Here is a 13854-nt window from a genome sequence, read left to right as displayed (position 1 = left end):
GACAACCAAGAGAATCAAGACAAACAGTCACCATTCAACCTGATCCATCCCGATCCGGACCCGCCAACCGCGAGGAGGCCGCCCGCATGCGCGTCGGGCTGTTCATCACCTGTGTGAACGACACCCTGTACCCCCGCACGGGTCGGGCCGTCGTCCGCCTCCTGGAGCGATTGGGCTGCGAGGTCGACTTCCCGCTTGCCCAGACCTGCTGCGGACAGATGCACTGGAACACCGGCTACGGCCCGCGGATCGAGCCGATGGTCCGCCGGTTCGCGGACACCTTCGCGGGCTACGACGCGGTGGTCACCCCGTCCGGGTCGTGCGGGGCGATGATCCGGGACAACCACCCGCGCGCCGCCGCCCGAGCCCAGGACCCCACCCTCGCGGCCGACGTCGCGGCGGTGGTTCCGAAGGTGTACGACCTCACCGAGTTCATCGTCGACGTGCTCGGCGTCACCGACGTCGGCGCCTACTTCCCGCACAAGGTCGCCTATCACCCCACGTGCCACTCGCGGCGTCTGATGAAGCTCGGCGACCGGCCGACCGCGCTGCTGCGCGAGGTACGCGGCCTGGAACTGCTCGGCTTGCCCGGCGAACAGGAGTGCTGCGGCTTCGGCGGCACCTTCGCGGTCAAGAACCCGGACGTGTCCACCGCGATGGGCGCCGACAAGGTCCGGCACGCGGCTGGTACCGGAGCCGAGGTGTTGTGCGCGGCGGACAACTCGTGCCTGATGCACATCGGCGGCCTGATGGACCGTCAGCGCACCGGGATGCGGGTCCTGCACCTCGCGGAAATCCTGGCCTCCACCGAGAAGGAGCCGGCATGAGCAAGGCCGTTCCGCCGACGGGCGCAACCTTCGTCGGCATGCCTCCGTTCCCGCAGGCCGCCCGGGCCGCGGTCGGCGATGCCCAACTGCGGCACAATCTGCGCAAAGCCACCCATACAATCCGAGACAAGCGGGCCCTGGTGGTGGACGAACTCGCCGACTGGGCCGAACTGCGCGCGGCCGGCGCGGCGATCAAGGACCGCACGCTGCGCCGGCTCGACGAACATCTGCTCGCGGTCGAGGCGGCGGTCACCGCCGCCGGCGGCACCGTGCACTGGGCCGCCGACGCCGTCGAGGCGAACCGGATCGTCGCCGACCTGGTCCGGGCCACCGGCGAGACCGAGGTGGTCAAGGTCAAGTCGATGGTCACCCAGGAGATCGGGCTCAACGAGGCGCTCGCCGCCGAGGGCATCCGGGCCTACGAGACCGATCTGGCCGAGCTGATCGTGCAACTGGGCGAGGATCTGCCGTCGCACATCCTGGTGCCCGCCATCCACCGCAATCGGGCCGAGATCCGGGAGATCTTCGTCCGCGAGATGGGCGAATGGGGGGTGCCGGCACCGGCCGGCCTGACCGACGAGCCGGCCGCGCTGGCCGAGGCCGCGCGGCGACACCTGCGCGAGCGTTTCCTGTCCGCGAAGGTCGCGGTCTCCGGCGCCAACTTCGTCGTCGCCGAGACCGGCACGCTCGTGGTGGTCGAGTCGGAGGGCAACGGGCGGATGTGCCTGACCCTGCCCGAGACGCTCATCTCGGTGGTCGGGATCGAGAAGGTGGTGCCGACCTGGGCCGATCTGGAGGTGTTCCTGCAATTGCTGCCGAGGAGTTCGACCGGCGAGCGGATGAACCCCTACACCTCGATGTGGACGGGGGTCACACCCGGCGACGGCCCGCAGGCCTTTCACCTGGTGCTGCTCGACAACGGCCGGACCGACGTGCTGGCGGATCGAACCGGCCGGCAGGCGCTTCGCTGTATCCGCTGCTCGGCCTGCCTGAACGTGTGTCCGGTGTACGAGCGCACCGGCGGACACGCGTACGGGTCGGTGTACCCCGGTCCGATCGGCGCGATCCTGGTGCCGCAGCTGGGCGGCGTTGCGACCGCGAAGGTGGACGCGCAGACCGCGTCGCTGCCGTACGCGTCCTCTCTGTGCGGTGCCTGCTACGAGGTGTGCCCGGTCGCGATCGACATCCCCGAGGTGCTGGTGCATCTGCGCGAGCAGGTGGTCGAGGGCGGCGGTCACCGCGCGGAGAAGGCGGCGATGCGGGTGGCCGAGTGGGTGCTCGACGATCCCGGGCGACTGCGCCGGGTACAGCGGGTCGCCGCGCGCTCGCGCAAGCTGATCCCCAAGCGGGCGCCCGGCCCGGGCGCGGCCTGGACGGACAGCCGGTCGATCCCGGCGGTGCCGGCGGAGTCGTTCCGGGACTGGTGGGTGCGGGAGCGGAGCGGGCCCGCGGGTGCGTCGCAGGCGGATGTACGCCCGACAGGTCCGGCGGCCGCGGCTGCGGTCGTCGAGGCGGACGAGACCGAGGGGGAGGGGCGATGAGTTCGCGCGAGGTGATCCTGAACCGGGTGCGGCGGGCCCTGACGGATGTGCCGAGGGACGAGGTGTTCCCGGTCCCGCGCGACTACGCGCGAGCGCATGTGGTCGAGGGTGTGCTCGAACTGTTCGCGGAGCATCTGCGCGACTATCGGGCGGTCGTGCACGAGGTCGCCGAGAGCGGGCTCGCGGACGCGATCGCCGAGGCGGTCGAACGGCGCGGGGCGCGTCGCCTGGTGACCCCGGCCGGGCTGCCGCCGGCGTGGACCGCAGGGCTCAAGGCTGCGACGTGTGTACCGGACGGCTGGGTGCACGGATTGATGGGCGACTTGTCGGATGATCCTATTAATAACAGGCCTGAGTTGGCCGCCCCTCATCTCACAATCGCCGAGCTGGACGCCGTCGACGGTGTACTCACCGGTTCCGCCGTCGCGATCGCCGAGACCGGCACGATCGTGCTCGACGCGGGACCGGGGCAGGGGCGCCGGGCGTTGACCCTGGTGCCGGATTGGCACCTGTGCGTGGTCCGGGCCGAGCACGTGGTCGCCTCCGTGCCGCAGGCGCTGGAGCGGCTGGTCCCGGGCCGGCCGCTGACCTGGATCTCCGGCCCGTCCGCGACCAGCGACATCGAACTGGACCGGGTCGAGGGGGTGCACGGGCCGCGGACCCTCGAAGTCCTGATCGTGCGGAGCCCGCCGATCACCCAGAGTCCGCCGACCATCGAAGGTACGCCGATCATTTACAGTCCATAGGCGTGGCACCTGATACGAAGGCACTCGTCCTCTCGACCAAGAACCTGATGGAGATGGTCGACCTCCTGAGCAACACCAGCCCGCCCGAGGCGTACGACGCGATCGCCGAACAACTGGCGAACACGCGCCTGATCCTGGGCCGGCTGGCCGCTCCCACGCCGACCACGCTGTGCAATGAGCACCCGTACGGCCCGGTCGACGAGGACGCCCGGGACAAGTGCCTGTTCTGCGAGAACCGGCGGCGGCGCGGCCGGGCCCGGGACGCGGCGGACGCGCGCCCGCGCTCGGCGCCGTGCCCCAGGCACCCGGAGCGCGGTCTGCTCGCGCTCGGCGAGACGTGTCCGCTGTGCGGGACACCCGAGGGCGCGCCGACTCCGCGCCACGGAGTGCCGACCGTCCGCGATCCGCGACCGGCCCCGCTGTCCGGCGCCCGGGGCGTGGACATGCGGCTGACCGTGCTCACCCGGCAACTCGCCCAGCTGGCGGGCGAGGCGGGCCAGGATGCGCGCGGCGAGGCGCTGCTCGCGGCGGCGGTCGACGTGCTCAAGGGCGCCCAGGGCCTGATCCAGGCGGCCAACGCGTTCACCGACGGGCGCGGTGACGAGGCATACAACACCGCGACCCGGGCCGCCCGGGGTCTGCGGACGACCGCGGCCGAGGTGCTGGAGGACCTGTAGCCCCGGTCGGCCGACGGATGGACGGTGTCCTCGAACGCCGGACGGGCCGGCCGGCGCGGGTGCGCTCGGCTGTGGAGGTGGTGGGCCTCGACGGCCGGGCCGGCCCCGGGACGTGTGGTGTTTGTCGGTGGGGCGGTCGGGCAGGCGGACACGAGGCAACCGTTGCCGCCGTACCGCAGGGAGGGACGTGCCCGCATGGCATCCGAGCTTCAGGGTCTGACCGTGGCCTTTCTCGTCGCCCCCGAGGGCTTCGAGCAGGTGGAGCTGACCGAGCCGTGGCAGGCCGTGGAACGGGCCGGCGGCTCGCCGAAACTGATCTCCACCAAGGCCGGCGAGGCCCGGGGCTTCGATCATCTCGACCGGGCCGACGCATTCCACGTGGACGCCGGGATCGACGCGGTGGGATCCGGCGACTTCGACGCGCTCGTCCTGCCCGGCGGGTTGGCCAACCCGGACTTTCTGCGTACCCAGCCCAAGGCCGTGGAGTTCATCCGGCGGTTCTTCGTCGAGGGCAAGCCGGTCGCGGCGATCTGCCACGCGCTGTGGACCCTGGTGGAGGCCGACGTCGTGCGCGGGCGGCAACTCACCTCGTGGCCGAGCCTGCGCACAGACCTGGAGAACGCGGGCGCGACCTGGGTCGACGAGGCGGTGGTGGTGTGTACGGCGGGCACCAACACACTGATCACCAGCCGCAAGCCGGACGATCTGCCGGCCTTCGACAAGGGGCTGGTGGCCGAGTTCGCAAGGGCCGGGAAGATCCGGTAGCGCGGGCGACCGGCTCCGGGCCGGCTCCGCGCCTCGCCACCGCTCAGCCCTCGTAGGTCGACGCGATCGGCTGGTGTCCGTTCCACACCACGAACACGGACGAGGTCCGCCGGTTGCTGACGAAGTCCACCCGGATCCACTTGTCGCCGGGCCACACCTTCACCGCCCACCCGGGGTTCGGCGTCGCGGCGATCAGGGTCACGCTGTTGGCCTGATACCGGAACGAGGCCCGCCCTCCGCGCACCTCGAAACTCTGCACCGCGGGAGCCGGCGGGTCCTCCCGAAGCTGCGCCGGCGGTACGGCCGGCGTCGTCGCGGTCTTCGGCGACGGCGGCGCGGAGGACGCGGACGAAGTCGCGGACGCCGAGGTCGGCGGCGGCGTGCGGTTGATGGCGGAGATCAGGTCGGGCGCCTCGCTGGTCGGCGGTGCGACCGGCGGCGTAGGGCTCATCGTCGGCGGCGGTTCGTCCCCGGCGACCAGGGTCGGTGCCTGCGGCGGCTCGAACACGGTGTCGCGCAACACGCTGCGCACACCCCACCAGGACAGCGCGACGGCCATCGCGGTGACCGCGAGCCACACCGAGATCGATGTGATGGTTCTCCGCACGAGCCCTGTCCTCCAGCCTCTGTCCCGACCCCGGTGTTCGCCTCCCGGGCCGGCCGGATCGGAGAGTACGGGTACGGTTCCGAACCATGGCACAGGTGCTCGTGGTCGAGGACGACCAATTCGTACGTTCGGCGCTGATCCGCTATCTCACGTCGTCCTCACACGCCGTTCGCAGCGTCGGAACGGCTCTCGAAGCGTTGCGCGAAGTCGCCCAATACCCCTTCGATGTGGTCATCCTCGACCTTGGTTTGCCGGATTTGGACGGTTCCGAGGCATTGAAGATGTTGCGCGGCATATCCGACGTGCCGGTGATAATCGCGACCGCCCGGGACGACGAGGCCGAGGTGGTCAGGCTGCTCAACGCGGGCGCCGACGACTACGTGACGAAGCCGTTCTCCGGCGAACACCTGGGCGCGCGCATGTCGGCGGTGCTGCGTCGCGCGCGCGGGCGGACCACCCCGGATGTGTTCACCGTCGACGGGCTGTCGATCGACACCAGGCGCCGTGAGGCACACCTGGACGGCCGGGAGCTGGAGCTGACCCGGCGCGAGTTCGACCTGTTGGCGTTCCTGGCAGCACGGGCCGGGACGGTGGTGCCGCGGCGGGAGATTCTCGCCGAGGTGTGGGGCCAGTCGTACGGTGACGACCAGACCATCGACGTGCACCTGTCCTGGCTGCGGCGCAAGCTCGGCGAGAAGGCGCGGGAGCCGAGGTATCTGCATACCGTGCGGGGTGTCGGGGTGAAACTGGAGCCGCCGGCGTGAGGCCCGGCTCGGGCGCGGAGGCCGCGTCCGCCGGGGACGGGTCGGCGGACGCGCGTACGGCCGGCCGGACGCAGGCTTCGGGAGGCCGGGAGGGCAAGCCGCCCCGGGCGCCCAAGGGGGTGCGGGGCACGCTGGTGCGGGTCTCGCTGGCGGTCACCACGATGGTCGCGTTGGCCTTCCTGATTCCGCTGGTCCTGGTGATCCGGGAGATCGCCGCGGACCGTACCTTCACGGACGCCGAGCGGCAGGCCGCCGCGTTGCAGCCGGCGCTGGTGATCACCACCGACCGGGCGACGTTGGAGCCGGCGATCGCGAGTGTGCCGGCCGGTTCCAGCGGCCGGATCGCGATCCATCTGCCGGACGGTTCAGTGCTGGGACGCCCGCGGGCGAGCGAGCACAGCGTGGCCACCGCGCGCGAGTCGGCCCGTTCGTTCCGGGTCCGGGCGGGCGGCGGATGGGCGTTGTTGCAACCGCTGCTGTTGGACCAGGGGCGGATCACCGTGATCGAGGTGTACGTCCCGGACGGCGATCTGGAACACGGCGTCAATACCGCCTGGATGGTGCTCACCGGCGTGGCGGTGGTCCTGGTCGGCGGCTCCGTGGTGGTCGCGGACCGGCTCGGCGCGCAGGTGGTGCGTTCGGCGCGGGGCCTGGCCTCGGCGGCCCGTGCGCTGGGTACCGGTGACCTGGCGGCCAGGATCGCGCCGCAGGGCCCCTCCGAACTTCAGGAGGCCGCCACGTCGTTCAACACGATGGCGGATCGGGTGGAGCAACTGCTGGCCAACGAGCGGGAGATGGCCGCCGACCTGTCGCATCGGCTGCGCACGCCGCTGACTGCGCTGCGGCTGAACGCGGCGGCGCTGGGCGAGGACCCGGTGGCCGAGCAGACCCGGAACGCGGTGGCGCAATTGGAGCGCGAGGTCGACGAACTGATCCGAACGGCGCGGCGATCGAGCGCGAGCATCGAGGCGGTGGGCTGCGATGCGGCCGAAGTGCTGCGCGAGCGGATGGACTTCTGGTCGGCGCTGGCCGAGGACGAGGACCGACCGTGGCAACTGGTGGGCGCGGACCAGCCGGTGCGGGTCCCGGTGCCACGGGGTGACCTGGCGGCCGGGCTCGACGCGATGCTGGGCAACGTGTTCCGGCACACCGAGGAGGGCGTGCCGTTCTCGGTCACCCTGCACTCGGGTCGGGACGCGGTGATCCTGCTCGTGGCGGACGGCGGCCCGGGGATCGCCGATCCGGAGAGTGCGCTGCGACGCGGACACGGGCAGGGCGGCGACGGCTCCACGGGACTGGGGCTGGACATCGTCCGGCGCCTTGCCGAGGCCACGGGTGGGGAGGTCGGGTTGGGGCGGTCGGTGCTGGGTGGCGCCGAGATCAGCGTGCGACTGGGTGGTGGGCGTACCGAGGCGGTCGTCCGGCGGAGTCGGCGGGCGGGCAAGGGCGGTCGCGGTCGGCGACGGATGGGGGTCGGGTGAGGTGGGCAGGGTGGGGCGGGCCTTCCGACTGGTTCGTTGTTCGGTTCGGGTGATGGGTGGAGCCCCGGTTCGAAATCCGGTCCGGGCTCGGTTCGTGCCGGGATCGTGCTCGGTTCGGTCCCTGGTCGGGTGTGCGGAGAGGAGGCTCGGCCATGGAGATCTTCTCACTGTGAGTCGCCATGCGTGTGCCGCCCGGCACCTCGACCTTGATCAACCCTTAAGTGGGCCTTAAACCCTCGTCTCGGGCCGAATCCGGTTGGGTCGACAGGTGTTCTTCGGCCACGGTTTTCACTAGCCTTCAGAACGACGGTCCATTCGGAACCAACGGGACTCCCCCCTTTCCGAATGGCCCAGGCGCAGCCCAATCCCCCCCAGGGTCTGTAGCCGTTTGGGGATCTCGCATCCCCGGCTGCTCGTGTCCCCACCCCCACCCGGGGCACGACCGGCATCCCGACCCGAGAGCGAAAACTCTCGGGTCGGGCTTTTTTGTCGGGCGACTTCGTCGCCGGCTCGCGAGGCACCACTTTTTCTTTCCTCCGCTTCCCTCCGGGTCACACCGTCCAAGGTTGCGGCTCCGCCGCTCTCCGCGCTTCGCGCGTCGATCACCGGGTGGGCGCGGTCGGGGGCGCTGACGCGCCGGGGGTGGCGGGTTGTTGGGTGGATTCGTTGCTTCCTTGGCCTCCGGGCGGGGCGTAGCACGGCCGGCTCTGGTGGTGGTGCCGTCGAGCAGCAGCGAGAGCCTCGGGGAGCGTCGACCCATTCCCTGTCGTATCAAGAACCGATAACGGGTCCGAACCAATGTTGCGGCTGCGTTCACCCGCCGACCACCCTGGCGTCGAACCGTGCACGCCGACCGCGGACAGGCTCTACGGATCGCCCATGTCCTGGAGAGCCACCCCATGCGCCCTGACCGCGAAGCCCGATCGCTCCCGATGTCCACCCCGGCGAACTCGAGGCCGGGCCTGTCCGTGACGTCCGTCACCGGCAAGGCGAGCGAACTCGGCCGCCCCGACGGCCAGGGCCCGTGGTGGGCCACCGCGACCGCCGAGGTCACCGGCACGAGTGGCAACCCGGTCGCCGGCGCCTGGGTCACCGCCGAGGTCCGCTCCGACGGCCACACCCTCAAGCACTTCGGCCTCACCCGCCGCGACGGCACGGTCGACTTCGGTATTCCCGTGCTGTGGAGCAACGACGCGACGGTAACCGTCACCACCGTCCGCCACCTCGAACTGCCCTACTACCCCAACCTGTCCACCGCCCACGAGGTCCGCATCCAGCGACCCCGCCGAAACCCCTGACCCGCCCCCACCGCTTTCCCGGCCAACGCTGTCCCCCGACCAACGCCGCCCTTTTGAGGGCGCTGTCCCGCTGCGTCGCGCCCACGCCCCACTTCCCCCGAACCCCACCCCCCCCGCGGGCGGCCGCCCCCCCCCCCCCCCCCCCCCCCCCCCCCCCCCCCGGGCCCCCCCCCCCCCCCCGACCCGCCCCCGCCCCCGGTGATCGACGCGCGAAGCGCGGAGAGCGGCGGAGCCGCAAGTGTCGACTTCGTGGCCCGGAGCGAAGCGGAGGGACACGAAGTCACGAGCGAGGGGCCGCTTTTTCTTGGAGGAGCGAAGCGGGGGAAAGAAAAAGCGGTGCCTCGCGAGCCGGCGACGAAGTCGCCCAACAAGCAGCACGCCGCGCCCGCGACTCCGGTGCGTCGCTTCGCCGCGCCCGCGACCCCCGCCGCCCCAACCCGCCCGCCGCCCCCCACGACACGGCCCACCCCCTCCCGACACACCGGCTACCTACAACGCCCCCACCTTCGTCAGGAACGCCATCGTCTTCTCCGGGTCGTACATGAACTCCTCGAATTCCACCGGGTTGTCGAAGGCGCTCATGACCGCGTCGCAGACCGCGGGGCAGGTGTTGCCCGCGCCCATCAACATCTGGACGTGCTCCGGGGGGACGCCCAGGAGCGATGTGGAGAACTTGACGCCGTGTCGGGCGCGGGACCAGAACGCGTCGAACACCGATTGCATCCAGGCGGCGTCGAATGGGCGATCACCGTGTGCGACGATCTCGTTCAGGTACAGGTCGGCGGCCCGTGCGGCGTTGTTGGAACCCTGCCCGCTGATCGGGTCGTTGGTGACCAGCACGTCGCCGATGCCCAACGCGACTCCACCCGAGGGGAGTTCGGCGATCGGCTTGCGCACGATGGGGGAGAAGCCGCCGCTGAGCACGCACATCGGGTCGGTGAGTTCGGCGCGGCTGATCCGGTCGTAGTCCCACGGCGCGAACTGCCGGACCAGGTCCCGCATCACCGCCCAGTGGGTGTCCGGGTCGCGCACGTCGCGGAACACGTCGAGCGGGCCGCCGGGCACGGCTTCGAGCAGGATGATGTCGCAGGGCCCGGACAGCGTCAGGCCCGGGAACATGATGATCTCGCCGAGTCCGGGTATCGCGTTGACGTGCAACGCGTCGTACCCGACCTCGGGGCGCGGCGTCGCGCCGTGGAAGTACGCGACGGCCAACTGCCGCTGTGGCGTGGTGAATTTCGACCTGTCGTGGTCTCGATCGAACATCGACACCAACTCGCCCTTGCCGGCGGCCACCACGACCAGGTCGTAGTTGCGGGTGTACCAGTCGATGTCGGAGACCGCGACCGGGTGCACCACGAGGTTGCCGCCGCGCTCCACGAACAGGTCCATCCACGCGGGCATCTTCATCCGCTGGTCGACCGACTGCGCACCGCCCAGGTCGCCCAGCCAGTTCACCACCGGCGTGCCGTCCGGTCCGGGGATGGTGAACCCGGCCCGGGGAATCGGCGGCACCCGACCGGACCACAGGTCCAGGCCGTGCGGCTGCTCCAGCGCGATCGTCGACGGCATCATGATCTGCGTCGAGGTCACCCGCCCGACGCGGATCTCGTCGGGGGTCCGCTCGGTCATCACGGTCACGTCGTAGCCGTGGGCCAGCAACCCCAGGCCGAGTTGGAGCCCGGATTGGCCGGCACCGACGATGAGGATCCTGCGCATGGCTGACGTCCCTTCCCCTGATCAAGGTCGACAGCATCGTATGGCTCGCGCTGCGTGTTCAGCGGAGTACCGACCGAGAAAGAACCGCACGACCCGACACCGAACAGCCGAAACCGCACACCCCGAGACCGCAATGGCCGCCGCACATGTCCTACATGAACGAGGACTCCGCCGTGAGCCCCAGCGCCGGGTCCGCGCCCGTGACGATCGGCTGGCAGTTGCCCCAGCCGACCCCGCCGCCGACCGGGTCGGTCACCCGGACCACCGTGTCCCGGATCTGGTGCAGCCGTCGGGCCTGTTCGGGGGTCGAGCAGTCCGCGATCCGCTCGCCCTCCACGTGCAGGTCGCCGCGCCACTCGCCGTGGTGTCGGCCGTCCAGGCCGAAGTACAGGCCCGCGCCGAGGTGGAAGCCGGTCGCCGAGACCACCTCCAGTTCCAGCGGCCGGGTCGAACCGTCCGCCATCGTGGCGTGCAACTTCCCGCCGCGCAATCGCCGGTTGACCGGGTCGTAGCTCAAGTCCGGTACCAGGTCGGCCCATTCGTCCACCCGCCCGTCGGGGTGCTCGACCCCGCCCATCACCCGCTTCTGCGTGAAGCCGGGCCCACTGGTGATCTGGTAGTGCAGGAACAGCGCATACCGGCTGCCGTCCTCGCGCTCCATCAGAATGGGCGCCCAGATCATCCGGAACGACATCGACGCGGGCATGCCGGCCGGCTCCAGGTCGACCGCCGGCGCGCCCACGTCGTAGCGGGTGCCCCACGAGTGGTCCCGCGTGGACACCCACGTGTCGGGGGTGATCTCGGAGCGCTCGCCGTCCACTTCGACCCAGCCGGACGCCACCCCGGTCTGGTGATAGCGCACCAGATCGGCGGTGGTGCGATAGGCGCGCCGGTTGTGCGTGCGGTCCTCGGAGACCGCCGGGACGACCGCCTCGAAGGTCCAGTCGAAGGCGATCGGCTGGGCCTCGTTCGCCTCCAGCACGAAGCGCACCACCCTGAGCGGCTCGACCACCTCGTAGCGGATCGGCCCCACCGTCGTGGTGTGCGGTTCGGGCGACAACCGGCGCGAGGCGCGCACCGTGAGCTGTTCGACGCCGCGCGAGACGCCCGCGTAGCCGTCCATCACGTTGCGGTTCGTGTACTTGCCCAGCCCGAAGCCCAGTTGCAGGCTGCCGTCCCGGGCCGCGGCCATCGCGCAGACCTTCTCGGTCCACGACGGGTCGGTGGTGGCCACCGTCGCGAACGTCTCGGCGACCTGGTGATGAAAGCCTTCGTCGGCCGCGGTGAGCGGCCCGATCGGGTTGGTCACGAATCCTCCGTCGATCAGCGTCGAATCCCGAGCACCGGGACGCTGCCGGATTCTCCGCCGGCCCACGCCAACAGACCAGAGCCTTGACCTGTGACAGAGAACCTGTTTTCGTCGTCCGGGCATCCGAGCCATCGAGTGCCGTCGCGCGAGCGACACCGGAGGGGGAGCGGCAGCATGGAACGTGTTCCGATCGACGGACCCCTTGCCGGCGTGCGCGTAGTGGACCTGTCCACGGCCGCGACCGGTCCGTACGCGGTGACCCTGCTCGCCGATCAGGGCGCCGATGTGATCAAGGTCGAGCGCCCCGGGATCGGCGACATCTCCCGCTGGATCGGCACCGCCACCGGAGGCATCAGCGCGCTCTACCAGATGTGCAACCGCGGCAAGCGCTGTGTCGGGGTGGACCTGCGCACCGACCGGGGCCGTGACCTGGTGCGCACACTGATCGCGCGGGCCGACGTGGTGGTGCAGAACTGGCGGCCCGGCGTGGCCGAACGGCTCGGCCTCGGCTACGCCGACGTGCGTCGGGACGACCTCGTCTACTGCTCGATCTCAGGTTTCGGCGCGCACGGGCCGTATGCCGGCAAGGGCGCCTACGACACGGTGATCCAGGCGTACGGCGGGGTCGCCGAGAACCAGAAGGACCCGGAGACCGGCCGCCCGAGGTTCTCCAACCAGGCTCTCGCCGACAAGGTCACCGCGATCACCGCCGCGCAGGCGATCACCGCGGCCCTGTACGCACGCGAACGCGGGCGCGGCGGCCAGCACCTCGAACTGTCCATGCTGGATGCGGTGATCTCGTTCATGTGGGTCGACTCGGCCGGCAACGACGTGCTGCGCGACGGCGACGGCAGCCAACCCGGCAGCTTCGTCGCGGACGTGCGCCCGTACGCGTTCCTGGACGGCTGGGGTATCGCCACGCCCACCTCGGACGCGGACTTCGCGGGCATGTGCCGTGCGTTCGGCGTCGACGGGTACGACGACCCTCGGGTGGCCACGATCGCCGAGCGGCGGCGCAACCGCGAGGTCGGCCATGTGCTGGTGACCCGTTGCCACGAGGCCGCGACCAGGCTCACCGTCGCCGAGGGCATCGCCCGCCTGGAGGCGGAGAACGTGCCGTGCGGGGTCGTGCTCGGGCCCGGTGACCTCGCCGGCGACCCGCACATCGCCGCCGTCGGCGTGCTGGAGGACGACGTCCACCCGACCGCCGGGCGGTTGCGGCAGCCACGGCATCCGACGCTGTTCGGCGGTACGCCTGCGCGGCTGGGCGCGCCGGGTCCCACGCTCGGGGCCGACACGGACGCGATCCTCGCCGAACTCGGCCTCGACGCGGAGCGGGTGGCGGAGCTGCGGGCGGCCGCGGTGGTCTGCTAGGCCCTGCGGGCGGCTGTCGGTGGCCTGCGGCCGGCTTGGTCCTCAACCGCCGGACGGGCTGGGTTTGGTTGGCGATGCTCGTTGGCTGCGGGTGTTGGTGGCTTGCGGTCTTTTTGTCCTCAAGCGCCGGACGGGCTGGAATTGGGGTGCCCCGGTTTGGTGGCTGCGGTTGTCGGGTGGTCTGTGGCCGGCTTGGTCCTCAAGCGTCGGACGGGCTGGAATTGGGGTGCCCTGGTTTGGTGGCTGCGGTTGTCGGGTGGCCGGTGGGCTGCTTGTCCTCAGTGGCCTCAGGGTCGAGTGACCGTCCACTGGTCTCTGGCGCTCCAGGGGGAGTCGTGGCCCTGGGCGTCTTGGACTTGGACGCTCCAGTAGTAGGTCACGCCCCGCTCGACGCGGAGGCCGGATGGGCGGAGGCCGGTGTGCTCGGTGGAGTGCACCACGCCGCTGTCCCATACGTTCGGGTCCACACCGCCGTCGGTCACGGTGTCGACCGCGAGGGGGTCGGTCGAGATGACCAGGCGGTATGTGCGCTGCGGGTGGATCCGGCCCCCCAGGCGGACCGTCCAGCTGAGTCCGTCGGGGTCCGCTTCCGGGTTGTGCGGCGGTGCGACCGCGGTCAACGAGGGCTGCGAGGTGCTCGCTGTGCACCCGAGGAGGGTCCCGGTCAACGCCAGACCCGTGAGAACCACGAGGCCCATCCGACCCGCTCGTCGTACCGGCCTCACGCGCACCCCTGGTCCCGGTGA

Annotated in this window: 13 protein-coding genes; 9 read left to right on the top strand and 4 right to left on the bottom strand. The window is 71.1% G+C overall.

Annotated features, from left to right (window positions below; genetic code table 11):
- The first annotated feature begins 86 nt into the window (after positions 1-86).
- The 5 genes from ABZS54_RS05560 (at position 87) to ABZS54_RS05540 (ending at position 4556) form a co-directional block, all read left to right on the top strand.
- Positions 87-827, top strand: coding sequence for a (Fe-S)-binding protein (locus ABZS54_RS05560; RefSeq protein WP_355531350.1), 741 nt, complete (start codon positions 87-89; stop codon positions 825-827).
- Positions 824-2368, top strand: a complete 1545-nt coding sequence (locus ABZS54_RS05555; RefSeq protein ID WP_355531348.1) for a lactate utilization protein B — start codon at positions 824-826, stop codon at positions 2366-2368. The genes ABZS54_RS05560 and ABZS54_RS05555 overlap by 4 nt, the downstream gene beginning before the upstream one ends.
- Positions 2365-3114 carry a lactate utilization protein C gene (locus ABZS54_RS05550; RefSeq protein WP_355531346.1) on the top strand — a complete coding sequence of 250 codons (750 nt, stop codon included), beginning with the start codon at positions 2365-2367 and terminating at the stop codon, positions 3112-3114. Before ABZS54_RS05555 ends, ABZS54_RS05550 begins: the two co-directional genes overlap by 4 nt.
- Positions 3115-3116: 2 nt before the next feature.
- Positions 3117-3791 carry a hypothetical protein gene (locus ABZS54_RS05545; RefSeq protein ID WP_355531344.1) on the top strand — a complete coding sequence of 225 codons (675 nt, stop codon included), beginning with the start codon at positions 3117-3119 and terminating at the stop codon, positions 3789-3791.
- Between the two features lie 216 nt (positions 3792-4007).
- Positions 4008-4556 carry a type 1 glutamine amidotransferase domain-containing protein gene (locus ABZS54_RS05540; RefSeq protein ID WP_355531434.1) on the top strand — a complete coding sequence of 183 codons (549 nt, stop codon included), beginning with the start codon at positions 4008-4010 and terminating at the stop codon, positions 4554-4556.
- A gap of 43 nt (positions 4557-4599) precedes the next feature.
- Here the strand turns inward: ABZS54_RS05540 and ABZS54_RS05535 are convergent, their stop codons facing one another.
- The gene (locus ABZS54_RS05535; RefSeq protein ID WP_355531342.1) at positions 4600-5163 is read right to left on the bottom strand and encodes a hypothetical protein; all 564 of its coding nucleotides are present in this window, start codon (positions 5161-5163) and stop codon (positions 4600-4602) included.
- A gap of 86 nt (positions 5164-5249) precedes the next feature.
- Here ABZS54_RS05535 and ABZS54_RS05530 point away from each other — a divergent pair, with 86 nt between their 5' ends.
- The 3 genes from ABZS54_RS05530 (at position 5250) to ABZS54_RS05520 (ending at position 8706) form a co-directional block, all read left to right on the top strand.
- Positions 5250-5927: a response regulator transcription factor gene (locus ABZS54_RS05530; protein ID WP_355531340.1), complete on the top strand. Its 678-nt coding sequence runs from the start codon at positions 5250-5252 to the stop codon at positions 5925-5927.
- Between the two features lie 119 nt (positions 5928-6046).
- Entirely contained in the window at positions 6047-7408 is a 1362-nt protein-coding gene (locus ABZS54_RS05525; RefSeq protein ID WP_355531432.1) for a HAMP domain-containing protein, read from the top strand.
- 968 nt (positions 7409-8376) lie between these two features.
- On the top strand, positions 8377-8706 hold the full coding sequence (locus ABZS54_RS05520) for a hypothetical protein (RefSeq protein ID WP_355531338.1): 330 nt from the start codon (positions 8377-8379) through the stop codon (positions 8704-8706).
- Between the two features lie 489 nt (positions 8707-9195).
- Here ABZS54_RS05520 and ABZS54_RS05515 read toward each other — a convergent pair whose 3' ends face one another.
- A complete protein-coding gene (locus tag ABZS54_RS05515; RefSeq protein WP_355531336.1) occupies positions 9196-10425 on the bottom strand; it encodes a styrene monooxygenase/indole monooxygenase family protein in 1230 nt (409 codons plus the stop codon).
- Positions 10426-10576: 151 nt separating this feature from the next.
- Positions 10577-11734: a hypothetical protein gene (locus ABZS54_RS05510; RefSeq protein ID WP_355531334.1), complete on the bottom strand. Its 1158-nt coding sequence runs from the start codon at positions 11732-11734 to the stop codon at positions 10577-10579.
- Positions 11735-11908: 174 nt separating this feature from the next.
- On the opposite strand from ABZS54_RS05510, the gene ABZS54_RS05505 reads away from it, so the two are divergent.
- Positions 11909-13108 carry a CaiB/BaiF CoA-transferase family protein gene (locus ABZS54_RS05505; protein ID WP_355531332.1) on the top strand — a complete coding sequence of 400 codons (1200 nt, stop codon included), beginning with the start codon at positions 11909-11911 and terminating at the stop codon, positions 13106-13108.
- Between the two features lie 287 nt (positions 13109-13395).
- On the opposite strand, the gene ABZS54_RS05500 is transcribed toward ABZS54_RS05505, so the two are convergent.
- Positions 13396-13797 (bottom strand): hypothetical protein, encoded by a 402-nt coding sequence (locus ABZS54_RS05500; protein WP_355531330.1) that lies wholly within the window; start codon positions 13795-13797, stop codon positions 13396-13398.
- Positions 13798-13854 lie beyond the last annotated feature (57 nt).

Origin of the sequence: Embleya sp. NPDC005575 (assembly GCF_040605455.1) — a bacterium.
Lineage (GTDB): Bacteria > Actinomycetota > Actinomycetes > Streptomycetales > Streptomycetaceae > Embleya.
Note: the sequence above shows the minus strand (reverse complement) of the source record. Positions and strands in the feature narration are given on the sequence as shown.